The organism is Acinetobacter sp. YH01004 (assembly GCF_013420455.1).
In the GTDB taxonomy this organism is placed as follows: Bacteria; Pseudomonadota; Gammaproteobacteria; order Pseudomonadales; family Moraxellaceae; genus Acinetobacter; species Acinetobacter towneri.
This window is the reverse complement of record NZ_VOXZ01000007.1, coordinates 37,611-64,123: the sequence shown is the minus strand read 5'-3', so window position 1 is coordinate 64,123 and position 26,513 is coordinate 37,611. Positions and strand designations below refer to the sequence as shown.

Annotated in this window: 22 protein-coding genes and 1 riboswitch; of the genes, 19 read left to right on the top strand and 3 right to left on the bottom strand. The window is 43.6% G+C overall.

Annotated elements, in window-relative coordinates; translation table 11 throughout:
- From murC to lpxC, 6 genes are all read left to right on the top strand, one after another.
- Positions 1–1,449 (top strand): UDP-N-acetylmuramate--L-alanine ligase, encoded by a 1,449-nt coding sequence (murC, locus tag FTT71_RS06700; RefSeq protein WP_096901645.1) that lies wholly within the window; start codon positions 1–3, stop codon positions 1,447–1,449.
- 56 nt (positions 1,450–1,505) lie between these two features.
- Positions 1,506–2,435 carry a D-alanine--D-alanine ligase gene (locus FTT71_RS06695; protein ID WP_131261210.1) on the top strand — a complete coding sequence of 310 codons (930 nt, stop codon included), beginning with the start codon at positions 1,506–1,508 and terminating at the stop codon, positions 2,433–2,435.
- 2 nt (positions 2,436–2,437) lie between these two features.
- Positions 2,438–3,292: a cell division protein FtsQ/DivIB gene (locus FTT71_RS06690; RefSeq protein ID WP_004974235.1), complete on the top strand. Its 855-nt coding sequence runs from the start codon at positions 2,438–2,440 to the stop codon at positions 3,290–3,292.
- A 67-nt stretch (positions 3,293–3,359) separates the two neighbouring features.
- A complete protein-coding gene (gene ftsA, locus FTT71_RS06685; RefSeq protein WP_004974236.1) occupies positions 3,360–4,622 on the top strand; it encodes a cell division protein FtsA in 1,263 nt (420 codons plus the stop codon).
- A gap of 159 nt (positions 4,623–4,781) precedes the next feature.
- Positions 4,782–5,963, top strand: a complete 1,182-nt coding sequence (gene ftsZ / locus FTT71_RS06680; protein WP_004974238.1) for a cell division protein FtsZ — start codon at positions 4,782–4,784, stop codon at positions 5,961–5,963.
- Positions 5,964–6,086: 123 nt separating this feature from the next.
- Complete coding sequence (gene lpxC, locus FTT71_RS06675) at positions 6,087–6,989, top strand: UDP-3-O-acyl-N-acetylglucosamine deacetylase (RefSeq protein WP_004974240.1); 903 nt, start codon at positions 6,087–6,089, stop codon at positions 6,987–6,989.
- 97 nt (positions 6,990–7,086) lie between these two features.
- On the opposite strand, the gene FTT71_RS06670 is transcribed toward lpxC, so the two are convergent.
- A complete protein-coding gene (locus tag FTT71_RS06670) occupies positions 7,087–7,527 on the bottom strand; it encodes a DciA family protein (protein ID WP_004974242.1) in 441 nt (146 codons plus the stop codon).
- Between the two features lie 106 nt (positions 7,528–7,633).
- Here FTT71_RS06670 and FTT71_RS06665 point away from each other — a divergent pair, with 106 nt between their 5' ends.
- The 10 genes from FTT71_RS06665 (at position 7,634) to recJ (ending at position 21,388) form a co-directional block, all read left to right on the top strand.
- Positions 7,634–8,317 carry a M23 family metallopeptidase gene (locus tag FTT71_RS06665; protein WP_004974246.1) on the top strand — a complete coding sequence of 228 codons (684 nt, stop codon included), beginning with the start codon at positions 7,634–7,636 and terminating at the stop codon, positions 8,315–8,317.
- Between the two features lie 368 nt (positions 8,318–8,685).
- Complete coding sequence (gene aceE / locus FTT71_RS06660) at positions 8,686–11,388, top strand: pyruvate dehydrogenase (acetyl-transferring), homodimeric type (RefSeq protein ID WP_096901655.1); 2,703 nt, start codon at positions 8,686–8,688, stop codon at positions 11,386–11,388.
- 2 nt (positions 11,389–11,390) lie between these two features.
- Positions 11,391–13,370, top strand: coding sequence for a 2-oxo acid dehydrogenase subunit E2 (locus FTT71_RS06655; protein ID WP_179988751.1), 1,980 nt, complete (start codon positions 11,391–11,393; stop codon positions 13,368–13,370).
- 98 nt (positions 13,371–13,468) lie between these two features.
- A riboswitch (yybP-ykoY riboswitch) is annotated at positions 13,469–13,628 on the top strand.
- Positions 13,629–13,700: 72 nt separating this feature from the next.
- Entirely contained in the window at positions 13,701–14,276 is a 576-nt protein-coding gene (locus tag FTT71_RS06650) for a TMEM165/GDT1 family protein (RefSeq protein WP_004974251.1), read from the top strand.
- A gap of 185 nt (positions 14,277–14,461) precedes the next feature.
- Complete coding sequence (locus FTT71_RS06645) at positions 14,462–15,259, top strand: MBL fold metallo-hydrolase (protein ID WP_004974253.1); 798 nt, start codon at positions 14,462–14,464, stop codon at positions 15,257–15,259.
- A gap of 106 nt (positions 15,260–15,365) precedes the next feature.
- A complete protein-coding gene (locus FTT71_RS06640) occupies positions 15,366–15,731 on the top strand; it encodes a YkgJ family cysteine cluster protein (protein ID WP_004974255.1) in 366 nt (121 codons plus the stop codon).
- Between the two features lie 328 nt (positions 15,732–16,059).
- On the top strand, positions 16,060–17,526 hold the full coding sequence (guaB, locus tag FTT71_RS06635) for an IMP dehydrogenase (RefSeq protein WP_180160828.1): 1,467 nt from the start codon (positions 16,060–16,062) through the stop codon (positions 17,524–17,526).
- Between the two features lie 142 nt (positions 17,527–17,668).
- Complete coding sequence (gene glmM / locus FTT71_RS06630; protein ID WP_131261207.1) at positions 17,669–19,000, top strand: phosphoglucosamine mutase; 1,332 nt, start codon at positions 17,669–17,671, stop codon at positions 18,998–19,000.
- Positions 19,001–19,014: 14 nt separating this feature from the next.
- Positions 19,015–19,671: a pyridoxamine 5'-phosphate oxidase gene (gene pdxH, locus FTT71_RS06625; RefSeq protein ID WP_131261206.1), complete on the top strand. Its 657-nt coding sequence runs from the start codon at positions 19,015–19,017 to the stop codon at positions 19,669–19,671.
- Between the two features lie 13 nt (positions 19,672–19,684).
- Positions 19,685–21,388: a single-stranded-DNA-specific exonuclease RecJ gene (gene recJ / locus FTT71_RS06620; RefSeq protein ID WP_180160827.1), complete on the top strand. Its 1,704-nt coding sequence runs from the start codon at positions 19,685–19,687 to the stop codon at positions 21,386–21,388.
- 56 nt (positions 21,389–21,444) lie between these two features.
- On the opposite strand, the gene FTT71_RS06615 is transcribed toward recJ, so the two are convergent.
- The gene (locus FTT71_RS06615) at positions 21,445–22,323 is read right to left on the bottom strand and encodes a putative porin (protein ID WP_179990847.1); all 879 of its coding nucleotides are present in this window, start codon (positions 22,321–22,323) and stop codon (positions 21,445–21,447) included.
- A gap of 173 nt (positions 22,324–22,496) precedes the next feature.
- Entirely contained in the window at positions 22,497–23,279 is a 783-nt protein-coding gene (locus FTT71_RS06610) for a putative porin (RefSeq protein ID WP_179990846.1), read from the bottom strand.
- 571 nt (positions 23,280–23,850) lie between these two features.
- Between FTT71_RS06610 and prfB the strand changes: the two genes are divergently transcribed.
- The 3 genes from prfB to FTT71_RS06595 all read left to right on the top strand — a co-directional run bounded on the left by prfB (position 23,851) and on the right by FTT71_RS06595 (position 26,503).
- Positions 23,851–24,946 (top strand): peptide chain release factor 2 gene (gene prfB / locus FTT71_RS06605; protein ID WP_104852716.1). Its coding sequence is split into 2 segments (ribosomal slippage): positions 23,851–23,922 and positions 23,924–24,946, totalling 1,095 coding nucleotides; the frame shifts between segments, so codons are not numbered across the junction.
- Positions 24,947–25,103: 157 nt separating this feature from the next.
- Positions 25,104–25,403, top strand: a complete 300-nt coding sequence (locus FTT71_RS06600) for a helix-turn-helix transcriptional regulator (RefSeq protein WP_019837093.1) — start codon at positions 25,104–25,106, stop codon at positions 25,401–25,403.
- A 20-nt stretch (positions 25,404–25,423) separates the two neighbouring features.
- On the top strand, positions 25,424–26,503 hold the full coding sequence (locus FTT71_RS06595; RefSeq protein ID WP_131261202.1) for an alkene reductase: 1,080 nt from the start codon (positions 25,424–25,426) through the stop codon (positions 26,501–26,503).
- The last annotated feature ends 10 nt before the right edge of the window (positions 26,504–26,513 follow it).

Below are 26,513 nucleotides of genomic sequence, written 5' to 3'. Positions count from 1 at the left end.
ATGTCTCCTTCTACACCCGCTGATCAAGCGAAAAAATTAATCAAAGTGCCTGAAATGCGCCGTATCAAACACATTCATTTTGTGGGTATTGGTGGCGCGGGGATGTGTGGTATTGCCGAAGTCTTGAAAAACCAAGGCTATAAAGTGTCGGGTTCAGACATCAAAGCTTCAAAAACCACAGCGCAATTAGAAGAAAACGGCATCAAGGTTTATATTGGGCATGCGGCAGAGAATATTAAAGGCGCCAATGTGTTGGTGGTGTCTACTGCAATTGACCCAGAAAACCCAGAAATTAAAACAGCAATTGACACCCGTATTCCTGTGGTGCGTCGTGCTGAAATGCTGGGCGAGTTGATGCGTTACCGTCATGGTATTGCAGTCGCGGGTACACATGGTAAAACCACCACTACCAGTTTAATCACCTGTATGTTGGCCGAAGAAAACATGGATCCAACTTACGTGATTGGTGGTTTGCTAAACCGTACTGGGGTCAATGCAGCATTGGGTGCTAGCCGTTATATCGTGGCAGAAGCCGATGAATCTGATGCATCGTTCTTATTCCTAGAGCCAATGGCGGCTGTGGTGACCAATATTGATGCCGACCACATGGACACCTATGGTGGTAGTTTCGATACCTTAAAAGATACCTTTATTCAATTTTTGCACAAACTGCCATTCTACGGTTTGGCTGTGGTGTGTGGTGATGATGCCAATATTCGTGAAATCATGCCGCGTATCGGGCGCCCTGTATTGACCTATGGTTTTAATGAAGACAACGATATTCGTGCCGTTGATGTTGATCAAGACGGTATGCGCACACACTTTACTGTACTGCGTAAAGACCGCGAACCGTTACGCGTGACGGTGAATCAACCGGGGCTGCATAACGTATTGAATGCCTTGGCTGCAATTGGAATTGCCACCGATGAAGGCGTTTCTGATGGTGCAATTTGCCGTGCTTTAGAAGGCTTTAGCGGTGTCGGTCGTCGTTTCCAAGTACAAGGTGAGTTTGCGGTAGCAGACGGCAATGTGAAATTGGTAGATGACTACGGACATCACCCGAAAGAAGTGGAAGCCACCATTAAAGCTGCGCGTCAAAGTCATCCTGATCGCCGTTTGGTGATGTTGTTCCAGCCACACCGTTTTAGTCGCACCCGTGACTGTTTTGATGACTTTGTGGAAGTGTTGTCACAAGTCGATCAATTGTTATTGCTCGATGTTTATCCTGCGGGTGAAAAACCAATTGTTGGCGCAGATAGCCGTACTTTGGCACGCAGTATTCGTTTGCGTGGTCAGGTTGAGCCAATTTTGGTCGATCCAAATGACGGCAACCTACCGAATATTGTGAAACAAGTGTTACAGGCCAATGACTTGTTATTGACCCAAGGTGCAGGTAATGTGGGGGCGATTTCAATCGAGCTTGCACAAAACCATTTATATTTAAAATAATCACAACCTGTGATGTTTGAATTTGATCGACCAGTTTAAAGTTTAAGGATATAAACGTGTCAAATGCTTCAAAGTTCGGCAAAGTTGCCGTGTTATTGGGTGGAAAATCTGCTGAGCGTGAGGTTTCTCTAGACAGCGGTCAAGCAGTACTCGAAGCACTGCTACGTTCTGGGGTCAATGCAGAAGCATTTGATCCACAAACACGTAGCGTGACCGAATTGGTCAATTATGATCGTGCCTTTATTGTGTTACACGGGCGCGGTGGTGAAGATGGTCAAATTCAAGGTGTTTTGGAATGGTTGAATATTCCATACACGGGTACGGGCGTGCAAGGTTCAGCCATTGGCATGGACAAAGTGAAGACCAAGCAAATTTGGCAAGGTTCTGACTTGCCAACTGCGCTATATCGTATTGTTAGCAAAGATTCCAATATTGAAGACGTGGTTGCCGAATTGGGTTTACCACTCATCATCAAGCCTGTACATGAAGGTTCAAGTATTGGCATGAGCAAAGTCGAAAAAGTAGAAGACTTTGCCGATGCTGTAGCGAAAGCAACTGCACATGACGCTATTGTTATGGCTGAAAAATGGATTACAGGACGTGAATTTACCATCGTGCTGTTAAATGGTCAGGCTTTACCGATTATTCGTTTAGAACCACCGAAAGATGTGGCGTTCTATGATTATGAAGCCAAATATCAACGTAATGATGTGCAATACGGTATTCCGTGTGGTTTAAGCACTGCCGAAGAGCAACAGTTACAAGCTTTGGCATTACGTGCCTTCCAAGCCGTGGGTGCAAGTGGCTGGGGTCGTATTGATGCCATGCAAGATGAGAACGGCAATTTCTGGCTATTGGAAGTGAATACCGTGCCGGGAATGACCAGCCACTCTTTAGTTCCGAAAGCGGCAAATGCAGTCGGCTATAGTTTTGATGAGCTGTGTGTGGCAATTTTGGCACAAACCCTTACAGGTGAAGCACACTAAATATGGCTCAACTTCCTGCATCCTTGCGCCGTAAACGGGCAGCGATTACCTCGATTCATGACAAACCGCCAACAGCCAAAGAAAAGCTGATTCATTTTGGCGGTTGGGTAATGCTGTGCGTTGCGGTGCTCGTGTTGGCAGTGGGTGCGTACGGGCTATACAAAGTCATGACCGATGCACAAATTGCCAAGCTAGATGTAGTGGGTACACGTTCAGATGCGGAACACCGCCAAGTGATGACGCATGTGAACCCTGTAATGACCAAGAACTATTTCACCTCTGACCTAGAGCAAATCCGCGATACCGCTTTGGAGTTGTCTTGGGTAGATCGAGTGGTGGTTTCACGTGCGTGGCCGAATGCTATTCGTGTGCGGGTTATGCCGCGTCATCCAATTGCACGTTGGGGGACAGGTCGTTTGCTCAGTGACAGCGGTGAAGTCTTTACCGAGGTCACGCCACAAAATAATCAACATTTACCGTTATTACACGGGCCAACGCATCAATCTAAAATGATGATGCGTCGTTATAATGAAATTAACCAATTATTCTTACCCGTCAACGATCGTTTAAAAGAACTATATTTAACAGAACGTATGACGTGGTTTATGCAGTTTGATTCAGGTCTACGTGTTATTGTAGATAAAGATCAAACCATGAGTAAGCTGCAGCGCTTGGGGCATCTTGCACAAAGTGATTTGAAACCTGTATGGTCTAAAATATCCGCCATCGATTTGCGTTATCGCAATGGTTTAGCCATTCAATGGAAAAACTCAATTCCGCCAAAAATTGCAAATGGTCACTTTGTTGTAACGATTGATGACACAAGCATTGCAGAGGGAATAAGAGCAAAGCCATAATATTGGGCTTTAAAAAAATAGAGGCATTAAGCCATAAATTAAACATACTGGTAATGGTAGTGAATAAATGAGTGAAGCTGTTCCCTCGGTTGTTGCGATTGACATTGGGACGCACAAAGTTTCAGTTTTGATTGCTAAGGTCCATGCGCCAGACAATATCCAAGTCATTGGTATGGCCACCGCACGTAATCGAGGCATGAGTAAAGGAAAAATTGTCAGTCTCGATAAAGTGATTACTGCAATTAAAAATGCCGTGCAAGAAGCGGAAGATATGGCGGAATGCCGTGTGCATTCGGCATGGATTTCTATTCCTAGTGCAGAGCTAAAAAGCTTTTATGCTTCAGGTCGCACACCTATTGAAAGTAGTGATCACACCATTACCACCAGTGAAGTGGTACGCGCCTTGGACTTGGCCAAAGCCAGTCACCTCACCTCAGACCATTATTTGGTGAGTGCAGTACCACTCGGTTTCGATTTAGATGATTCGGGTGAATGGGTACAAAACCCAATTCGTATGTCAGCACATAGCATGACGGGGCATTATCAATTGATGATGTTGCCTATTAGCACCATGCAGAATTTAGACCGTGCTTTAAAAGGTGCCAATATTGGTGTCGAAAAAATGGTGGTGTCAAATTTAGCCACTGCAGAAGCCAGTCTGCTTAAAGATGAAAAAGAATACGGTGTGTGTCTGGTAGATATTGGCGCAGGTACGACCAGTATTGCAGTTTATTTAGATGGACGTTTGGCCTTGGCACACACTTTGCAGCGTGGTGGTGAGCATGTCACCCGCGATATTGCAGCGGTGTTACAAACCACAACTGAAGAAGCTGAACGGATTAAGCTATTGTATGGCTGTGTAGATATGAAAGTGGTCAAACCTGATCACATGATTCAGATTCAGGGCATTGATGGGCCGCAAACCATTAGCCGTATTGAACTGGCGGAAATTATTATTGCGCGTTATGAAGAAATTTTTGCACAAATTCGTCAGGAACTCGAAAAGAGCGGTGCCATTCATGGTTTATATCATGGTGTGGTTTTGGCGGGTGATGCCTCACAAATTGAAGGCATGATCAGCTTGGTACGTCGTATGTTGGGTGTTTCGGCACACTTGGGGAATCATCCTTCACAAGTTTATGCCGATGAACCGCATCAGGCCGCCTTACGCCGTTCACAATATGCAACAGCTTCAGGCTTATTGCTTTATAGTCAAAACTATACTCAAGACACGATTGTAGAACATGAAGACCCTGAAACCTTATCGGTTTGGGGGCGTGTCGGACGGGCATGGTCTGGCTTGAACGAAAAGTTAAAATCTATTTTTTAGTTGAGTTTTTTGGGAATATTGTTAGGAAGTTGTACGGATCATCACTGGTACTTGACAAGCCAGAAGTTGAACAGCATTCTTAAAAATAATTTTTATGAAGATCAAGGCAGTATACGGGCTTAAGTGACTGCCAATAACGTATTAGGAAATCTAAAGGTCATGGCCTCATTTGAATTTATAGATGATCAAACCGATAGCAACGGTCAAGCCCGTTTCACTGTGTTTGGTGTGGGTGGTGCAGGTGGTAACGCTGTGCAGCACATGCTTGAGTCGGATATTCAGGGTGTAAAATTTGTTTGTGCCAATACGGACAAACAAGCATTGGATCGCATGAATTCGCAATTCAAAATCCAGCTAGGTGAGCAAAGCACACGTGGTTTAGGCGCGGGCGGTGATCCTCAAGTGGGTCAAACTGCAGCGGAAGAAAGCCGCGAGCTGATCTGTCAGCAACTTGAAGGCACAGACATGGTGTTTGTGACTGCAGGGATGGGCGGTGGTACAGGTACAGGTGCTGCGCCAGTTGTGGCTGAAATTGCCAAAGAAATGGGCATTTTGACTGTTGGTGTGGTGACTACGCCATTTAACTTTGAGGGTAAGCGTCGCTTACTTTCTGCGGAAAAAGGGATTGCGGCATTAGAACAGCATGTAGACTCTTTAATCATTATTCCAAACCAGCGTTTAATGAAAGTTTACCGCGACATTTCAATGAAAGATGCGTATAAAAAAGCCGATGACGTTTTGTTGAACGGTGTACGCAGTATTTTTGATTTGGTGGTACGTCCAGGTCACATCAACCTAGACTTTGCTGACTTGAAAACTGCGATGAGTACGCGCGGTTATGCGATGATGGGTGTTGGTTCAGGTCGTGGTGAAAACCGTGCGCGTCAAGCGGCTGAACAAGCGATTCGTAGCCCATTGCTCGATAGCGTAACCATTGCCAATGCCAAAGGCTTGTTGATTAACGTAACGGGTGGTGATGATGTGACCTTCGGTGAAATCGAAGAGATCATGGACGTGATTCATCAACTTTCAGATACCGAACAAACCCAAGTATTCTACGGTACGGTATTTGATCCTGAAGCGCGTGACGAAATTAGCGTGACTGTTATTGCTACTGGTTTAGCGCGTAACACAGGCGATACACCAGAGCCTGCAAAACGCACCGTGACACAAACCACTTCTGCAGCACCAACAGCGGCAGTAGAAGAAGATGATGTGCCTGCAATTCAGCGTCAGCAGGCAGAAACTGCGCCTGCAATTAGTGCGACAACAACATCAGGCTCTGCGCGTCCAACGCCAATGAGTATTCAAGACTATTTGAAAAATCAGCAGCGTAAATAAGCCAAGATCCTCAATTTCATTGTGTGATCGGGAAAAGGCAGTTTTAAACTGCCTTTTTTGTTTTTTATCAATGGCTAAATATGCTAACGTATAGCGGTTTTAAAATTTAGATGAATTGAGAACATGCTGAAACAACGTACCCTACAACGTGTCGTCAAGGCGAGCGGTATTGGTCTGCACAGTGGTCAAAAAGTATTGATCAACTTTGTGCCGCATCATGCCGATGGGGGAATTGTGTTTCGTCGTATCGATTTAAATCCGCCTGTCGATATTCCAGCCGATGCCATGCTGATTCAAGAAGCATTTATGTGCTCGAATTTGGTTCAGGATAATGCCAAAGTTGGCACTATTGAGCATGTTATGAGTGCAATTGCAGGGTTGGGCATTGATAACTTGATTATTGAAGTGTCTGCCTCTGAAGTGCCCATTATGGACGGCAGTGCAGGGCCTTTTATTTATTTGTTGATGCAGGGTGGTTTAAAAGAACAGGATGCTGCGAAAAAGTTCATCAAAATTTTAAAACCTGTAGAAGCTTTAATTGACGATAAACGTGCGGTGTTCAGTCCGCATGAAGGTTTTCAGCTCAATTTCACCATCGACTTTGATCATCCTGCCTTTAAAAAAGAATATCAGTCTGCCACCATCGATTTTTCTACAGAAACCTTTGTCTATGAAGTCAGTGGCGCACGTACTTTTGGCTTTATGAAAGATTTGGACTATTTAAAAGCCAATAATTTGGCTTTGGGTGCGAGTTTAGATAATGCCATTGGGGTAGATGATACAGGCGTGGTCAATGAAGAAGGTTTGCGCTTCTCGGACGAGTTTGTACGGCATAAAATTTTAGATGCTGTGGGGGATTTGTACTTGCTTGGACATCAAATTATTGCCAAGTTTGATGGTTATAAATCAGGACATGCCTTAAATAATCAGTTATTACGCAATGTTCAGAGCGATCCAAGCAGTTATGAAATTGTAACATTTGATGACATAAATTCTTGCCCGATCACTTTTGTGCATGTGACATAAGTCATTGTCTTTTCTTACTACGTTATAATGTAACAACAATAATATGTGAATTTCATCACAAATTTGAGCACGAGTTTTTGGTGTTTTCTGCAAACAATTATTTTTTATTGCTTGCCAAACGTAACAAAGCTTGGCTAAGCTTAGGGTCGCTCACAAAGTCAGCAGCACCTCGTAACATATCTTGAGTTTCTGGACTAAGTGTTCTTAAAGGCTTTTCGCTTTTTGGGGGCGTTTGAGATTCAACTCTTAAACGAACTTGAATTTTTTGTATGTCTTTCAGTTCATGCAGTTGTGACAGTTGAGTAATGTATTGCTTTTGCAAATAAGCAAGTTGACTGACCATCGCTTGATTCGTTCCAGTAATGGTTAAGACACCTTGTTGATAACAAACCACCTGCCATTGCTCTGGTTGCGGCAGTAAAGGTTGAATAAGTTTGCCAAGTTTCTGCCATGCAGCAACTTGGGTTGAGAGAAACGTTAGGTTTCCTGTTTTTATGTGTTTTCTTGTTTGTTGAAAGAGATTCACAGGTTCGGACATACATCATTCCTTCATGTTTATGCCCTAATCTTATGCGCTCCTTTCAGTAGATATCAAGGAAGAGATCACAAGGAACTTCAAGTAAGAACAGTTAAGAGGTTTTTTTATGCATTCGCGCCGTATTTTATTAGCGTTTTCACTGGCAGCTTCGGCAGCATCTGTCGCATTTGCTGATTTAGTTGAGTTAGATTCTCAAAATTCATCGACTGATCGTATTGAGCAATTAACCCGCACCTTGTCACAAGGTTCTTATACAGAAACACAAGACATTGATGTTCCTGCACAAACGCAGATGACCGTTAAGCTTCGTGAAAAGACTACAGAATTAAACAATGCGTCTTTAGCAAAAAAATACGGTACCAATACCAGCACCCGTTTTGCTTCTTCAAATCCTTATGCTTGGTTAGTGTCACATCCATTACCAAATGCACGTATTAGCTCGAACTATGGCGGTCGTGTCATGAGTGGTCGTGCTGAAAACCATTCTGGCTTAGACCTTGCTGCACCAAGCGGTACTCCAATTTATGCGACTGGCCCAGGTATTGTGACCAAGTCAGGCTGGGGCACAGGTTATGGTCAATATGTAGAAATTAACCACGGTAATGGTTATATCACGCGCTACGCACACGCTTCACGTTTAATTGCACGTGTGGGTGACCGTGTAGATGCAGGCGAACATATTGCCAACGTGGGTTGTACAGGTCGTTGTACAGGTCCTCACTTACATTATGAAGTAGTGAAAGATGGTCAACGTAAGAACCCTTCTACCTATTTAGCAATGTTGCCGTAATGTTTTGGCTAGAAATTCATGCTCTAGCCACACTCACTGTAAACTACACGCGAACTACAAATTAAAACATGAAATTAAAGCGGCAAAGGTCGCTTTTCTTTATACTCACGTTTTAGCTTTTAGCGAAATCTAGTGAGACATTTCAGACATCAACTTATCACCTAAAAAAATAATAACACGCAGTATCTGCTTTATTGTATAAAAAACCGCCTAAATTGGCGGTTTTTTGTTATTTGCTGTAAGAATGTGTCAATGACTATTTATTTTCTAAATAGTATGCAGGATATGCATTTAAGATTAGCCATATCTACTAAAGTCTAAATTATGATACATATAAAGCATACGATTAGGCTTAGGAATAGTGAATTATGGCGTTTTACGGTGATACGGACTCACAAGAAACCCAAGAATGGCAAGACGCCTTTGATGCTGTGTTACAACATATGGGTACTGAACGGGCAGCATTTTTACTCGAAAAACTGTACCAACGTGCAATTGCAAAGCATGTACCCATTCAGCGATTAAATACTCCTTACCTCAATACCATTTCAGTGGAAGAACAACCTGCCATGCCGGGCGATCAGGATATGGAGCGTCGTATTCGCGCCCTGATTCGCTGGAATGCGTTGGCAATGGTATTGCGTGCCAATAAAACAGGTGATGATTTAGGTGGTCACCTTGCAAGTTTCGCATCTTCAGCAACATTGTATGATGTTGGTTTTAACCATTTCTTCCGTGCCAATAGTGATCATTTTGGCGGTGATATGATCTACTACCAAGGTCACTGTGCACCCGGTATTTATGCCCGTTCATTTTTAGAAGGGCGTTTAACCGAAGATCAATTGAATAATTTCCGCCGTGAAGTGGGCGGTAACGGTTTACCTAGCTATCCACATCCTTATTTAATGCCTGACTATTGGCAGTTCCCAACGGTGTCGATGGGTCTGGGTCCAATCATGTCAATTTATCAGGCACATATTCAAAAATACTTAATGAACCGCGGTTTAATTAAAGAAGAAGACCGTAAAGTCTGGGCATATCTAGGCGATGGTGAAATGGATGAGCCAGAAAGTTTGGGTGCAATTTCACTGGCAGGTCGTGAAAAGCTAGATAACCTGATTTGGGTGGTGAACTGTAACTTACAGCGTTTAGATGGCCCTGTACGCGGTAACGGTAAAATCATTCAAGAACTTGAGTCGTTATTCCGTGGCGCAGGTTGGCGCGTGATTAAAGTGGTCTGGGGGCGTCATTGGGATGCTTTATTAGACAAAGACGACACAGGTGCATTAAGAGCCATTATGGAAGAAGCGGTGGATGGTGATTATCAGCGCTTGCAAGTGAAAGGTGGTGCATACGCTCGTGAGAAATTCTTTGGTAAATATCCTGAAGCCAAAGAATTGGTCAAAGATTTAAGCGATGAAGATATTGATAACCTGAACCGTGGTGGTCACGATCCGTACAAAGTATTTGCGGCGTATGCTGAAGCATGTAAGGCCAAAGGTCAGCCAACGGTCATTTTAGCCAAAACTGTCAAAGGTTATGGTTTGTCTGATGAAATTGAAGCGGTGAACAAAACCCACCAAATCAAAAAAATGCAGTTGGATTCTTTAAAATATGTACGTGACCGCTTCAACTTGCCATTTAGCGATGAGCAACTTGAAGAAGTGCCGTTCTATCGTCCAAGTGAAAATTCGCCTGAATTGAAATATATGAAAGCGCGTCGCGAAGCGTTGGGTGGTTATTTGCCTGCGCGTCGTAAAGACAGCGAAGCTTTACAAATTCCTGAATTATCAGTTTTCGATTCAGTCTTGGCAGGTTCAGGTGGCAAAGAACAATCGACCACTATGGTGATGGTGCGTTTGATTTCTGCCCTGCTCAAAGAAAAAGCCATTAAAGACCGTGTGGTACCCATTGTACCCGATGAAGCACGTACTTTCGGTTTAGAAGGCATGTTCCGTCAACTGGGTATTTATGCCGCACATGGGCAAAAATACACCCCTGAAGACCAAGAACAATTGATGCATTATCGTGAAGCCAAAGACGGTCACATGCTGCAAGAAGGCATTAACGAAGCAGGTGCAATGAGTGCTTGGGCAGCTTTGGGTACCAGTTATTCGACCAATAACTTACCAATGATCCCAATGTATATGTATTACTCCATGTTTGGTTTCCAACGTATTGGGGATATTGCATGGGCGGCAGGTGATGCACAGGCGCAAGGTTTCTTGTTGGGTGCCACTGCAGGACGTACCACACTCAATGGTGAAGGCTTGCAACACCAAGATGGTCACTCGCATATTTTAGCCAATACTATTCCAAACTGTGTGTCCTATGACCCATGCTTTGGTTATGAGCTTGCCGTGATTGTGCATGATGGTTTGCAACGCATGTATGTCAATCAGGAGCGCGTGTTCTATTACCTCACCGTAATGAATGAAAACTACGAGCATCCTGAAATGCCACAAGGTGTGGAAGAAGGCATTAAGCGCGGCATGTATTTACTGCAGGAAGATGAAAAAGCCACGGTTCAATTGCTAGGTTCAGGTGTGATTTTGCGTGAAGTCATCAAAGCGGCGAAAATCTTGCGTGAAGAGTATCAAATCCACTCGAATGTCTACAGTGTGACCAGTTTTAATGAATTGGCGCGTGATGGTATGGCGTGTGAAGAATACAACCGTTTGCATCCATTGGCTGAAGAAAGCAAAGAGCCGTGGATCTCACAACAGTTACGTGGCAAAGATGGCATTGTCGTGTCTGCTACCGATCACATGCGCGCCTATAGCGAGCAAATTCGCGGTTACTTGCCAGACAATCGTCCATTTGTTGCCTTAGGTACCGATGGTTATGGTCGTTCCGATACCCGCGGTAACTTGCGTAGCTACTTTGGGGTCGATGCTGCACACATTGTGGTAGCCACCTTGAAAAAACTGGCTGATGAAGGCGAAGTCGATGCGCGTTTGGTCAAAGATGCAATCTCGACATTTGAGTTAGATACAGATCGTCCTGTCGCGTGGGCACCGCAAGCGGTTCCTGAAGTACAAGCGGTTGCTGACTACAAAGAGGAGCACTGATCATGCAAATTCAAACGCCTGATATTGGTGTCGATAAAGCCACTGTTGCAGATATTCTTGTCAAAGTTGGCGACACGATTGCAGTTGATGACAGCATTGTCCTATTGGAATCAGACAAAGCCTCTGTTGAAGTACCCAGCACCGTTGCAGGGGTGGTGAAAAGTATTTTGGTACAACAAGGCGATGAAGTGACTGAAGGTGCGGTGCTGATTGAGTTGGAAACTGAAGCTCAAACGGCAGCTGCTACAGAAGTTGCTGCACCGCAAGCCCAAGTAGATGCTGCACCGAAGCAAGATGCTGAACCAGTGATCGCTGCAGAACCAAGCTCAGCGACATCAAACACTGCGCAAGAAGTAGATGTACAAGTACCTGACATTGGCGTGGAAAAAGCCGTTGTTGGGGAAATTTTAGTACAAGTCGGCGATGCGATTGATGTTGATCAAAGCATTATTGTGGTGGAGTCGGACAAAGCCACAGTAGAAGTGCCGAGTACGGTGTCGGGTACAGTTACCGCTATCCAAATCAATACGGGTGATACCGTAAAAGAAGGTGTGGTGATTCTGAAAGTGAAAACCGCCGCTGCTGCAGTCACACAGGTGGAAACACCTCAAGTGGCATCAGCAGAAGCGGCTGCTGCAACAGCGAGCGCAGCAACTGCATCGGCACCACAAACAACAGCATCAGCACAGGTTGAAGTCGCAGTGCCTGATTTAGGGGTCGATAAAGCCACAGTGGCAGAAATTTTGGTACAAGTGGGCGATACGGTTGCTGCTGACCAAAGTTTGATTGTGGTGGAATCAGACAAGGCTACGGTAGAAGTGCCAAGTACTACTGCAGGCGTGATTCAAGCGATTCATGTAGAATTAGGACAAAGTGTTGCGCAGGGCAATGCATTAGTGACGATAGTAACTGCAAGCGCAGCTGCACCAACAGCAGTTGCAGCAGCTCAAGTTGCCTCTGCACCAAGTACATCGCCAGCAGTCAGTGCTGCATCTACAGCACAAAGCACGACAGTTGCAGCAAGCGCGCATACGAATGTAGACAAATTGAGTAAGGCGCAACATGAAGCCAATGCAAAAGTGTATGCAGGCCCTGCTGTGCGTAAACTGGCACGTGAGTTGGGTGTTGTTTTAGCAGATGTAAACGCCACTGGCCCACATGCGCGTGTACTCAAAGAAGACTTGAAGGCTTATGTCAAAGCGCGTCTTACTGCGCCGCAGACTGTTCCTGTCGCTGCTACAACACAGCAAGTTACAGGTTTGCCAAAGCTACCTGACTTTAGTGCATTTGGTGGTGTGGAAGAAAAAGATTTGACGCGCTTACAACAAGTGTCAATTCCGCAATTGTCCCTGAACAATTACATCCCACAAGTCACGCAATTTGATTTGGCCGATATTACCGAGCTAGAAGCGTGGCGCGGTGAATTGAAAGCCAACTTCAAAAAAGAAGGTGTCAGCCTGACCATTTTGGCGTTCATTGCCAAAGCAGTAGCGCATTTGCTGAAAGATGAGCCATATTTCGCTGCGCATCTGGCAGACGATCAAAAGTCTGTGCTGCTGCGTAAAGAAATCCACATGGGCATTGCGGTGGCAACCCCCGATGGTTTAACCGTGCCTGTACTACGTAATCCAGATCAGAAATCGATTAAACAAATTGCGATTGAACTGGGTGAGTTGAGTCAAAAAGCGCGTGATAAAAAGTTGTCGCCTAAAGATTTACAAGGTGCAAACTTTACCATCACCAGTTTAGGTTCGATTGGCGGTACGGCATTTACGCCGTTGGTGAACTGGCCGCAGGTTGCGATTTTGGGTATTTCACCAGCGACCATGCAGCCTGTCTGGAATGGTGAAGGCTTTGATCCGCGCTTGATGTTGCCATTGTCATTGTCGTATGACCATCGGGTAATTAATGGCGCAGATGCAGCACGTTTTACCCATAAACTGACCCAGTTGTTGGCAGATATTCGTAGCTTGCTGCTCTAAACTCAGAAAAGCTTTATAAAACCCTGCTGCGGCAGGGTTTTTTGTCACTGCCGTTATTCGGCTAAATTTGCTTAACCGCAGTATTCCGTTTAGAATAGCTGTACTTCATTGGGGAGTAGCCGCTTTTTACTAATTTCTGTTTCAACTGAATGCAGTAAAAAGGTGATGGTCAACATATTTGTTCCACAGAACATGGTCATCATAGCAAAGAACCAAGTCTGCTTTTTCAAGCTTTCTTTTGTTGGCAAGACCTTTGATTTATCACTCTGCAGATTTTGGCTAGCAGGAGGGATAGGTCATTGGTATGTGTGCTAGCCAGAGAAAAACATCATGTATGAATTCCTCATCTCGACTGCCATTGTCGCCTTAGCCGAAATGGGTGATAAAACCCAACTATTGGCTTTATTACTCGCGGCACGTTTTCGTAAACCTGCTCCAATCTTGGTTGCTATTTTACTGGCAACACTCATTAACCACGGACTTTCTGCAGTTTTAGGGCAGTGGATTACCACGGTACTTAGCCCAGAAATTTTATTGTGGATTTTGTCTTTAGGTTTTATTGGCATGGCGATTTGGATGCTTATTCCAGACCAGCTAGATGATGAAACTGAAAGCATCAACAAGTGGCAAAAATACGGTGTATTTGGCGCGACCTTTGTATTGTTCTTTTTGGCAGAAATTGGCGATAAAACTCAAATTGCCACAGTGGCTTTAGCCGCACGTTATGACAGCGTGTTTTGGGTCATGCTTGGAACCACTTTGGGGATGATGCTGGCCAATGCACCTGCGGTATTTATTGGCAATAAATTAGCGACCCGATTGCCAATTGCTTTAATTCATAAAATTGGTGCACTGATTTTCCTAATTATTGGTGTGTCGACTTTGGCGCAACATTATTTATTCTAAATTATTCATTAAAATGCATAAATCCTGAGCAAACTGCTCGGGATTTATTTATGTGAATGGTACTGCAATTCACTGATATTTCAGATAATCTGAGCCATTTTATTTATTGTAACTTTCCATAAATAGCTATATGTTATTCAATGATAGAAAATCTATTTTTAAAATGAAAAAATTGGGGATTGGTTATGGCATTTGACCGTACAACATCGCAGGTCTTATTTGATAATGGGACACATAAATGTATTAGTTTTACCAGTTTGGTCAAAGGTGAAGGTGTTCAGGCCAACCAATTTCTGATCATTGATAATAACCGTGCCGCAGTGCTAGACCCGGGTGGCGACCTGACCTATGTACCACTGACCATGGAATTAAACAAATATACCCGTTTGACCAATCTTGACTATGTCATGGCATCGCACCAAGACCCAGACATCATCACTTCAATGCCACGTTGGTTGGTCTATACCGAAGCAAAAATCGTAGCATCAAAATTGTGGGCGCGTTTCTTGCCGCACTTAAGCTCATCTTTTATGAGTGATCGTATGAAAGGCAACTGGCTAGATCGTTTGGTGGAACTGCCAGATGAAGGTCAGGCAATTCCTTTGGGCGAGTCTAAAATTATTGCTGTGCCTGCGCACTTCTTGCACTCTGTTGGTAATTTCCAGTTTTATGATCCTATCGCCAAAATTTTATTTTCTGGTGATATGGGTGCGTCAATGGTGGAAGATGCTTCAATTCCATTGACTGATTTTGCTGCGCATATTCCTGCGATGAAAGGCTTCCATCAGCGCTATATGTGTTCCAATAAAGTGATTCGCCTCTGGGTGAATATGGTACGCACCATGGACGTTGAAATGATTGTGCCGCAACACGGTACGCCATTTGTGGGCAAAGAACAGGTGAATCAATTCTTAGACTGGATTGAAACACTGGAATGTGGCGTCGATTTGATGGACGAACACGTTTTTAGCTGCCCTGAATAAGCGACAAAAAAAGCTGAAAAAACTGTAAAAAAAACTTGAGTGCAAAAACAACTTTTTTTAAGATTTTCGCCCAAAAACGATTTTTTTGATGACGAGAACTTAACGAATGTTGTCTCAAGTACCTACAGCAGATGCCTGCTTAAGCTGCGGCGCGTGTTGCGCTTATTTCCGTGTTTCATTTTATTGGGCTGAAGGCATGAATATGCCTGAGCACTACACGGAACCAGTAACAGCAGTCTATTCATGCATGTGTGGTACCAATCAGAGTCAGCCGCGTTGTGTCGCTTTAGAAGGTGAAGTTGGACAGCAAGTGAGCTGCGGGATTTATGAATTACGCAGCAGCTCTTGTAAAGAAGTGCAAATTGCCGATGATCAATGCAATAAAGCACGTCGTGCGCATAACATGATTCCATTTGTGCAAGTCGATCCAGCCATTTCTGTGAATGATGATGACTTCGATCAAGTGGTTTAATGGTGCTTTAAGTTGTTGATCGCAATCCAGATTGAAAAAGCAAAGCTGCGGCTTTGCTTTTTTTTACGGCTAATTTTGGATAAATAGCCAATCATGGTTCACATTGAAGCGGCTTTATCTGCCTGAAAAATGAAACATCGCAAGTTTTAAACCTGCACGGCTAAAAAGCAAACTAAGGATGAAAACTTCAATTTTTAGATGAAAATTACCGATTTTTTCATGTCGCATCCCCCAGAAGGGCAGAATAAAAAATATTTCTTAGAGAACAAATGAAATTTGTGCCCAGATTTGTTTATAATGGCTCACGGAAATTACCAGTGAGACTGTTATGCTGACCATCGTTCAAGAAGCGTTAACCTTCGATGATGTCTTATTACTCCCTGCCTATTCTACTGTTCTCCCAAAAGATGTCTCCTTAAAGACACGTTTTACGCGCGGCATTGACCTGAATATTCCTTTGGTTTCAGCAGCAATGGATACGGTGACTGAATCTCGTATGGCAATTGCGATGGCGCAAAACGGTGGTATTGGTATTTTGCATAAAAACATGGACATCGTTGCGCAAGCAGCCGAAGTGCGCCGTGTGAAAAAATTTGAAGCGGGTATGGTGAAAGACCCGATTACCGTAACGCCAGAAACTACAGTACGTGAATTGATTGCGCTGACTCAAGCCAATAATATTAGCGGTGTGCCTGTGGTGAAAGATGGCAAAGTAGTGGGTATTGTGACAGGACGTGACACACGTTTTGAAACAAACCTTGAACAACCTGTCAGCAACATCATGACTGGCCAAGATCGTTTAGTGACTGTACGCGAAGACGAATCTAAAGAAAATATTCAAGCTTTATTGCAACAACACCGCATTGAAAAAGTGTTGGTTGTTAATGAAAATCAAGAGCTTAAGGGCTTAATTACGGTGACCGATTTCCGTAAAGCAGAATTGTATCCAAACAGCTGTAAAGATGACTTAGGTCGTTTACGTGTGGGTGCTGCAGTGGGTACAGGCGCAGAAACACCAAGCCGTGTAGAAGCATTGGTTGAAGCAGGTGTCGATGCGATTGTGGTTGATACTGCACACGGTCACTCTGCAGGCGTAATTGAGCGTGTACGTTGGGTAAAAGCCAACTATCCACAAGTTCAAGTGATTGGCGGTAACATTGCAACTGGCGATGCTGCTTTGGCATTGTTAGATGCAGGTGCAGATGCAGTGAAAGTGGGGATTGGCCCGGGTTCAATCTGTACCACACGTATTGTGGCAGGTATTGGTATGCCGCAAATCTCTGCAATTGACGCTGTTGCCAATGCATTGAAAGAACAGATTCCATTAATTGCCGATGGTGGTATTCGCTTCTCTGGTGATATGGCCAAAGCAATTGGTTCAGGTGCAAGTACCATTATGGTCGGTTCATTGCTTGCAGGTACTGAAGAAGCACCGGGCGAAGTTGAATTCTTCCAAGGTCGTTACTACAAAGCATACCGTGGTATGGGTTCATTGGGTGCAATGGCAGGTGCAACAGGTTCTGCAGACCGTTATTTCCAAGACTCGAAAGCAGGTGCAGAAAAACTTGTACCAGAAGGTATTGAAGGTCGTGTACCGTACAAAGGCCCAATGGGCAACATCGTGCATCAAATGATGGGTGGTTTACGTTCATCTATGGGTTATACAGGTTCTTCAACTATTGAAGATCTACGCCAAAATGCTAAATTCGTGAAAATTACTGCAGCAGGTATGCAGGAATCTCACGTGCATGATGTGACGATTACTAAAGAAGCGCCGAACTATCGCGTTGGTTAATATGAACTATCGCGTTGGTTGATATTTAGTAGCATTTTCAAATAAAAGCCGTCATCAATGTGACGGCTTTTTCATTTTTGGTGTAAAGTAACTCGCAGTAAAAAAGTGATGATAAAGATCACCCCTAAGAAGTGAGAACAATATGAGTTATTTTGGTACAGACGGCATTCGAGGGAAGTTTGGAGAGTTACCAATTACACCTGATTTTGCATTAAAACTAGGTTTTGCAGCAGGTAAAGTTTTAAAAAAACACACCAAAAAAAATAAACCTATTGTGGTATTAGGTAAAGATACACGTCTTTCAGGCTATATTTTAGAAGCAGCATTACAAGCGGGTTTAAATGCCGCAGGTGTCTATGTGCATTTGCTCGGCCCATTGCCGACGCCCGCTATTGCGCACTTAACCCGCGCTTTGCATGCCAGTTTAGGCATTGTGATTTCAGCATCGCATAATCCGTATTTTGATAACGGGATTAAATTTTTCTCGGGCGAAGGGAAAAAGCTGCCAGATGCCTTGCAAGAAGAAATTAACCAAGAATTGCAGCAAGAATTAAAAATTGATGATACGGCCAACTTGGGTAAAAGCGTTCGTGTTAAAGATGCCAATGGGCGTTACATCGAGTTTTGTAAATCGACCTTTCCATATCATTTAGATTTAAATGACCTCACCATTGTGGTCGATTGCGCCAATGGTGCTGCCTACAATGTTGGCCCTGCGGTATTCCGTGAATTAGGTGCGAAAGTGATTGCCATTCACAATGAGCCAAATGGTTTAAACATCAACGAAAATTGCGGCTCAACCCATCCTGAAAGTTTGCAAAAAGCAGTGCTTGAGCATCAGGCGGATTTGGGTGTTGCATTTGATGGTGATGCAGACCGTGTGATTTTGGTGGATAGTCAAGGCAAGCAAATTGATGGTGACCACATTTTATATATTCTTGCCACACAAGGCTCGAAAAAACCTGCAGGTATTGTTGGGACGTTAATGAGCAATATGGCGCTGGAATTGGCGTTAGAAAAAGCCCAAGTACCATTACTCCGTGCCAATGTCGGTGACCGTTACGTGCTACAAGGTCTGGAAGAAAATGGCTGGGTTATTGGTGGTGAGCCATCGGGGCATATTTTGACTTTGGACAAGAGCACCACAGGTGATGCAATTATTGCTGCCTTGCAAGTGTTAACGGTGATGGTCGAACAAAATAAAGCCCTACATGAATTGGTGGCAGATTTTAAACTGTTGCCAAATGTGCTGGAAAACGTGCGCTTAGCAAATATGTTTGATCCGTATACCGTTCCTGCCTTGGTGGAAGAGTTTGACCGTGCTACGGAACAGCTGAAAGGTCGTGGACGCTTATTGATTCGTAAATCGGGCACTGAACCTGTGATTCGTGTCATGGTGGAAGGTGATGATTTGGCTGAAGTGAAGGCAATGGCGAAAGATTTAGCAGATGCTGTACGTCGTCATGCCGTCTAAAAGGGGGGTAAATCGTGAGTGATTTAATTAAAGATTTAAGTGAGCTGCGTTTAAGTTACCAAAAAGGTGAATTGCTAGAAGCACAGGTCAGTGCCAATCCGCATATTCAGTTTTTGAATTGGTTTAACCATGCCTTAGAAGCCAAGCTGCATGAACCGTATGCGATGTCATTGGCGACTGCCAATGCGCAAGGTCGTCCGCATGTGCGTACTGTGTTGCTGCGTGGAGCCACCGAAGCAGGCTATGACTTTTATACCAATTATGACAGTCAAAAAGGGTTGGATTTAGCGGCCAATCCTTATGCTGAATTGTTATTTTACTGGCCTGAACTGGAACGTCAGATTCGTGTCAGCGGTTATGTCGAAAAAATTGATGAGCAAGAATCGACAGCGTATTATCACAAACGCCCACGTGACAACCAAATCGCTGCGCATATTAGCACTCCGCAAAGTGGTGTGATTGCCAGCCGTGAAGAACTACAGGCGCGTTTCCAAGACTTGCATGCCCAAGTGGGCGATCAATCTGAATTGCAAAAACCTGTATTTTGGGGCGGTTACCGCTTGCAGCCTGATTATTACGAATTTTGGCAAGGTCGTCCGAACCGTTTGCATGACCGCTTAGCTTATGAAAAAATTGAAGGTGACTGGAAACTACAACGCTTGATGCCTTAAATGACTGGAAACTATGTCAAAAATTCTAATAAAACAAAGACCTTTACTTACACGCCCTGAAAACTTTCAGGGCGTCTCTACATTTGTTGCTCAAATTTTAGCGCGCCGTGGCGTTGCGTCTGAGCAGGAACTAGAACTTAAACTGAAGCACTTACTTGCTCCAAGCATGAAAGGTCTACCAGAAGCAATTCAGCTGATGGATCAGGCGATTGATCAGCAGAAAAAAATTGTAATTGTGGGCGATTACGATGCCGATGGCGCGACCAGTACCACACTTATGATTTTGGCACTGCGCGAAATGGGCGCACACGTGCAGTATTTAGTACCTGACCGTTTTAAATATGGTTATGGCTTAACCCCCGCCATTGCCGATTTGGCTTTTGAACGTTATGCGCCTGATCTATTAATTACGGTAGATAACGGAATTTCCAGTCATGCAGGCGTGGAACGTGCGCAAGCTTTGGGGATGCAGGTCATCATTACCGATCATCACCTCACAACGAAAGCCACCCCAAATGCAGAGGCTGTGGTCAATCCAAACCAATTGGGTTGTGATTTCCCAAGTAAAGCCTTGGCAGGTGTGGGTGTGGCATTTTATGTGTTGGCGAACTTATCCAGTCAGCGTAAAAAACAGGGCAAATCTGCTGCAAATTTAACGCAATATTTAGATTTGGTGGCTTTGGGCACCTATGCCGATGTAGCCAGTCTGGATTATAACAACCGTATTTTGGTGGATGCAGGCTTAAAACGGATACAGCAGAATTTATGTCGTCCTGGGATTAGCGCATTGCTAGACTTGGCAGGGCGTGAACCCACACAGCTTAAAGCGCAGGATTTAGGTTTTGTCTTAGGGCCACGTATTAATGCTGCAGGGCGCATGGAAACGATGGATATTGGAATCGAGTGTTTATTGGCAACGGATATGCAAAGTGCCTATGCTTTGGCACGTCAGTTAAATGCTTTGAATCAGGAACGTCGTCAGGTTGAAGCACAAATTAAACAAGATGCGCTGGCAGAATTGGAAAAGTTGCAGTTAGATCAAAGCGATTTACCGCATGCTTTGATTATGTTTGAAGAACATTGGCATCAAGGCGTGATTGGAATTGTCGCAGGACGTTTAAAAGAGCAGTTCCATCGCCCTGCGATTGTATTTGCTGCCGATGAAGATGGTGAGCATATTAAAGGCTCTGCCCGTTCAATTGAGGGGATTCACATACGTGACACTATAGAATTGGTTGCAGAACAATATCCACATTTGGTTAGTCATTTTGGTGGGCATGCAGCTGCGGCAGGTTTGACCATTAAAAAGGCGCACTTTGCAGAATTTAAACAGGTCTTTGAACAGATCATTGCGCAAATGGATGCAGATTTATTTCATGCTGTGCTGTGGACAGATGGTGAATTGCCGCAAGAGGCTTTTCATTTACACACGGTAGAGATGCTGCAGCATTTGGCACCGTGGGGACATAAATTTCCGCAACCTGTATTTGAAGGGCGTTTTAAAGTGGTCGATTTTAGATGGCTTAAAGAGACGCATTTAAAACTGCGTCTGGTGTTGCAGAATGGCCAAGTGCTGGATGCGATTGCCTTTGGTGCCAAAGATAAATTTGACTTTAACCCAATGCTGGATCATGTGCGTTTGGTTTATGAATTAGAACGCAATGTGTTTAATAGCAATGTCAGTTTACAACTGCAGATTGTGCATTTGGAGCAGTAGCCCAAATAAAAATCCGCTCACATTTGAGCGGATTTTTTTGCTTTTAATGTAAGGGATTAGAAGCGGAATGTACCATTGATGCCGTAAGAGTCCGCACCATCAGTTGTCGTGTAATTCACACCTACAGCAAATGCAGGGGTAAAGAATTTTTGTGCACGGACATTAAAGATAGTATCAGAGTCATCTTCTGTTGAATCAGCAAAAGCAACACCAACACTTAGAGTTGGGTCGATATAAAGGTCTGCACCTAGACGATATACTGTTTCATCGCCGAAATAAGAAACACCCTCAAAATTCGTATAATAGTTACCTATTTGAGATACATATTTTGCGCGTAAAGAAACAGCTGTTTCATCAACTACAGCCACCCCATAACCAAGTGTGCTTGCAAATCCAATTTTAGAAGCTAACATTGGATCGAAGCTGTCTTTTGCGACACCAACCGCTAATAGTAGACCATTTGTAGGTAGATAACCTGCTTCTAAAGAGTAACCAGTATTATCTTCAGACTCTTCTTCATGAAGTCCAGGGGTAGTTACCGAACCTGTATAGTCCAAACGGTTTAAGCTACCACCAATATAAAATTGGGTATTAGGGATATAAAACTCACCGTTAATACCAACAATGTCATATTCTTCTTCTGCCTTGACGTTACCTATGTTGAGTTCATTTTGGGCATTAAGATATCCTAAGCCAATATTGCTCGCTTTAGCTAAAAAAGCAGCTTCAGCTAAAGGTACATTTTTGACTTGAACACCATTTAGGTAATATTTACCATTAATAAAGAATAAGTCGCCATCAGACTCAAGTTCTACACCACCTAAATTATTATCAAAATCAGTGTTTTCATACCCACCATTGATTTCAAATTGATACGCATGAGCAGTACTTAAACCAGCAAGAAGAGCAGTTGCAAGCGCAAGTTTTTTAAACATTATTGAGATTCCCTCTGTTGTAGAAATATGACTGTTTTGTTACAGTTGTTGCTGATTGTACGGAAAATAAACATACAGTCAATGCACTATTTCTACCTAACTGCTTTATTTTGAGGCATAAAAAAGCACCCTTCCGAAGAAGAGTGCTGTTTGAATATCTAATTAGGCTAAACTCAGAAGCGATATTTTGCAGCGACACCAAAGCGGTTATAGTCATTGTTGCCAACTTCACCAAAGCCAACACGGCCTTCGAGGCTGATTTGCGGGGTAAAGAATTTACGTGCATTGATACCAAATTCGTTAGTATCACCGTAGTCACGATCTTTACTGTAGTAGTCTACACCTAGACTTAAGGTTTTATCGATGAAGTAATCTGCCGCAAGGTTATATTCGTCTAAATCACCAAAACCTGCGCCTGCTTCTAAGTTGATATCTTTACCATTGCTTAGAGAAGTGACATATTTAGCGCGAAGCGTAGGATCGACACCGTCGTCATAATCGTTGTCGTAGCCTTTTAGACCTGCAGCAATTAATAAACCTGGTGCGGGTAAATAACCGACTTCAGCGCCATAAACAGTCTCATCAAAATCGCCACCGCGGTCAAATTTCATATCGTCGCGACCAACATTACCACTCACATAGAAATCTGAGTTAGGAATGTAAACTTCAGCACCTACGCCGTAACGATGACGTTCATCATTACCGACTTCGTCATATTGGTATTTGGCATTTACGTTGCTAGCACGATCAAGGAACGCTGCTTCTGCCAAAGGTGCATTACGGGTTTGTACAGGGTTAAAGTAATAAGTACCATCAACACCGAATGAACCGCTTGAACTGTCGTTGTCTGGATCAATCAGTCCTGCTGATGCACCAATTTCAGCTTGGTATGCGTTCGCAGTACCAGTGATAGCCAAAGCTGAAAGTAGGGCGGATGCGATTGCTAATTTTTTCATGGAAAGTACCCCTCTGAAATCTGGTTAACAGTTAAACTTTTTGTTACAACTTTCAGTCTAGGCGAAAAAAAATCAGCGTCAATCACAGGAAAGTTACCGCATTGTTTCAAGCGTAAGTTTGTGTAATTTTTTTTATTTAAGTGATTGAAATAAAAATGAAATAATTAAATGTTTTGTTTTATTAAAACTATGTAGGTTTTGTGAATTTTACTAAATTTGATCATTAAATCATCAAACTTGTTTCATCTTTGTTTTATTTGGCGGGTTGAAGCAATTACCATACACCACTTTTTAAGCATGTTTTCAGCTGAATGTGTCAGGCAAAAAATCAGGGCGATAGATCGGCCATTAAGATAAATATCCGTGTTAATCGTGCATGCTATTTTAGGTTGGATATCATCAGGCTTTCACTTTAAAAGTTTAAAGCGATCTTTATTTTTAACCACATTTAGCATTCAACTTATAAAAGCTGAAAAGTTATGCTGGAATTTACAGCAGGATAGAAATGCCAGAACATGTCTGTGCTACAATTATCAGTTAATAAGCTTCATTGTTAATTGAGAGAATTTACGTGGAAATTAATCCTTATCTAAACCAATTAAAAGACTTGAACGAACGTGGTCAAACACTACGGGGGTATCTTTGACTACGATCTGAAAAAAGAGCGTTTAGAAGAGGTTCTCCGCGAGTTAGAAGATCCTGCAATCTGGAATGATCAAAGTCGAGCGCAAGCCATGGCCAAAGAAAAGGGCGAGCTTGAAAACGTGATTCATGTCCTAGAAGGTTTGGCGACCCAGTTAGAAGATGCCCAAGCCATGCTGGATTTAGCCGTTGAAGCCGATGATGAAGATTTATTGGTGGATGTGCAGTCTGAATTGACTTCTGCAGAAGAAGAACTGGCGAAATTAGAATTCCGCCGTATGTTCAGCAATCCAATGGATCCAAACCCATGCTATGTCGAAATTCAGGCAGGTTCGGGTGGTACAGAAGCGCAAGACTGGGCATCGATGCTGTTGCGTATGTATATGCGCTGGATTGAACGTCACGGCTTTAAAGCAGAATTGATGGAAGAATCGGATGGTGATGTGGCAGGGATTAAATCTGCGACCATTCGCGTAGAAGGCGAATATGCCTATGGTTGGTTGCGCACTGAATCGGGTGTGCATCGTTTAGTGCGTAAATCGCCATTTGACTCAGGTAACCGTCGTCATACGTCATTTTCTGCAGTGTTTGTTTCACCAGAAGTGGATGACAATATTGAAATTGATATTAACCCTGCCGATGTTCGTACCGATACGTATCGTGCATCGGGTGCGGGTGGTCAGCACATTAATAAAACCGACTCTGCGGTACGTTTAACCCACGCACCTACAGGTATTGTGGTTGCTTGTCAGAACCAACGTTCGCAACACGCCAACCGTGACCATGCGTGGAAACAGTTACGTGCCAAGTTGTATGAACTGGAAATGAGTAAACGTAATGAGGCGGCTCAAGCACTGGAAGACTCGAAGTCTGATATTGGTTGGGGAAGCCAAATTCGCTCTTATGTATTGGATGATTCACGTATTAAAGACTTGCGTACAGGCGTGGAAACTTCAAATACAGGTGCGGTTTTAGATGGTGATTTAGACAAGTTTATTGAAGCCAGTTTAAAGCAGGGTCTATAAGTTACGGTCTGTAAGATCCTAATGAGTCTGCCCAATTCAGTGAAGTTGCTTAAAAATTCATATAAATCGTAAAAAAACGATATTAATATCGAAAAAATACGATATATTAAAAGCAGCTGCTGAATTGGGCTTATATTTACGAATATGTGTCTGAATGATGGATGTCGATTTAATCTTTAAAGCCTTAGCCAATCCTACCCGTCGGCAAATTTTAGAATGGTTAAAAGCACCAGAACAATTTTTGTCGGTAGATGAGTGTGGCGACTTTAAGCGTGGCGTATGTGCAGGACACATTGAGCGTTTGGGCAACGTGTCGCAATCGACCATGTCAAATCATTTATCGGTACTGCAACAGGCAGGTCTTATTCGTGCAGAAAAATATGGACAATGGTCGTATTTTTCTCGTAATGAAGCACTCATTCAGCAATATGTCGAATATTTAAAACACTCACTTTAACTGTGAGATTAGAGGCAAAAATGGCTGAATTAGACTCTCCTTTAGTTTTGGGTGATCTGCATCTAAAAAACCGTGTGGTGATGGCACCTTTAACCCGTAGCCGCGCCAGCGATGACCGTGTTCCAACGCCAATGATGGCAGAATATTATGCACAGCGTGCCAGTGCAGGTTTGATTCTTTCAGAAGCAACGGTAATTTCTGAAGAAGCCAATGGTTATTTAAATACCCCAGGATTGTTTACCGATGCTCAAGTGCAGGGTTGGAAACTCGTTACCGATGCCGTGCATGCCAAAGGTGGTTTGATTGTGGCGCAACTGTGGCATGTAGGTCGTGTTTCACATCCAAATTTACTCAATGGCGCAACACCAGTATCGGCAAGTGCGGTACAACAAGCGGGTTATGTCAGTTTGTTGCGTCCTAAACGTGAATATGTGTTGCCACGTGCCTTAGAAATTGCAGAAATCCACACCATTACCGAGCAATATAAACAAGCCGCCATCCGTGCCAAAGAAGCAGGATTTGATGGGGTAGAGTTGCATGCAGCCAATGGTTATTTGATTGATCAATTCCTGCAAAGCAAAACCAACCAACGTGACGATGAATACGGTGGTTCGGTTGAAAATCGTGCGCGTTTCTTGTTAGAAGTGATGGACGCCTTAATTGAAGTCTGGGGCGCAGGTCGAGTCGGTGTGCATTTAGCACCACGTGGCGATGAGCACGACATGGGAGATGATGATCCACGTGAAACCTTCGGCTATGTCATGCAGCAATTGGGGCAGCGTAAAATCGCCTTTTTCTTTACCCGCGAATATTTAGCCGAAGACAGCATTTCCCAAGAAATGAAAGTACGTTCAGGCGGTGTGCCATATATCGCGAACATGCGTTTAAGTCGTGCTGATGCCGTGGAATTATTGGCTTCGGGCAAGGCCGATGCGGTGTCATTTGGTAAGGCGTATATTGCCAATCCAGACTTGTATGAGCGTTTATTGGCAGATGTACCTTTAAACGAACTCAAGCTGGAAAACATGATTGGTACAGCCGTTGCAGAAGGCTATATCGATTATCCAACTTTGGCGGAAACACAACACGCTGTAGAATAAAAGCCAGTAT

Coding starts and splice junctions, on each gene's coding strand:
- FTT71_RS06640 (WP_004974255.1), top strand. CDS start 15,366: ATGTTGTCTCAAGTACCTACAGCAGATGCCTGCTTAAGCTGCGGCGCG.
- FTT71_RS06645 (WP_004974253.1), top strand. CDS start 14,462: ATGGCATTTGACCGTACAACATCGCAGGTCTTATTTGATAATGGGACA.
- FTT71_RS06690 (WP_004974235.1), top strand. CDS start 2,438: ATGGCTCAACTTCCTGCATCCTTGCGCCGTAAACGGGCAGCGATTACC.
- lpxC (WP_004974240.1), top strand. CDS start 6,087: ATGCTGAAACAACGTACCCTACAACGTGTCGTCAAGGCGAGCGGTATT.
- FTT71_RS06655 (WP_179988751.1), top strand. CDS start 11,391: ATGCAAATTCAAACGCCTGATATTGGTGTCGATAAAGCCACTGTTGCA.
- guaB (WP_180160828.1), top strand. CDS start 16,060: ATGCTGACCATCGTTCAAGAAGCGTTAACCTTCGATGATGTCTTATTA.
- aceE (WP_096901655.1), top strand. CDS start 8,686: ATGGCGTTTTACGGTGATACGGACTCACAAGAAACCCAAGAATGGCAA.
- glmM (WP_131261207.1), top strand. CDS start 17,669: ATGAGTTATTTTGGTACAGACGGCATTCGAGGGAAGTTTGGAGAGTTA.
- recJ (WP_180160827.1), top strand. CDS start 19,685: ATGTCAAAAATTCTAATAAAACAAAGACCTTTACTTACACGCCCTGAA.
- ftsZ (WP_004974238.1), top strand. CDS start 4,782: ATGGCCTCATTTGAATTTATAGATGATCAAACCGATAGCAACGGTCAA.
- FTT71_RS06665 (WP_004974246.1), top strand. CDS start 7,634: ATGCATTCGCGCCGTATTTTATTAGCGTTTTCACTGGCAGCTTCGGCA.
- FTT71_RS06595 (WP_131261202.1), top strand. CDS start 25,424: ATGGCTGAATTAGACTCTCCTTTAGTTTTGGGTGATCTGCATCTAAAA.
- FTT71_RS06600 (WP_019837093.1), top strand. CDS start 25,104: ATGGATGTCGATTTAATCTTTAAAGCCTTAGCCAATCCTACCCGTCGG.
- ftsA (WP_004974236.1), top strand. CDS start 3,360: ATGAGTGAAGCTGTTCCCTCGGTTGTTGCGATTGACATTGGGACGCAC.
- FTT71_RS06650 (WP_004974251.1), top strand. CDS start 13,701: ATGTATGAATTCCTCATCTCGACTGCCATTGTCGCCTTAGCCGAAATG.
- FTT71_RS06610 (WP_179990846.1), bottom strand. CDS start 23,279: ATGAAAAAATTAGCAATCGCATCCGCCCTACTTTCAGCTTTGGCTATC.
- FTT71_RS06615 (WP_179990847.1), bottom strand. CDS start 22,323: ATGTTTAAAAAACTTGCGCTTGCAACTGCTCTTCTTGCTGGTTTAAGT.
- FTT71_RS06670 (WP_004974242.1), bottom strand. CDS start 7,527: ATGTCCGAACCTGTGAATCTCTTTCAACAAACAAGAAAACACATAAAA.
- murC (WP_096901645.1), top strand. CDS start 1: ATGTCTCCTTCTACACCCGCTGATCAAGCGAAAAAATTAATCAAAGTG.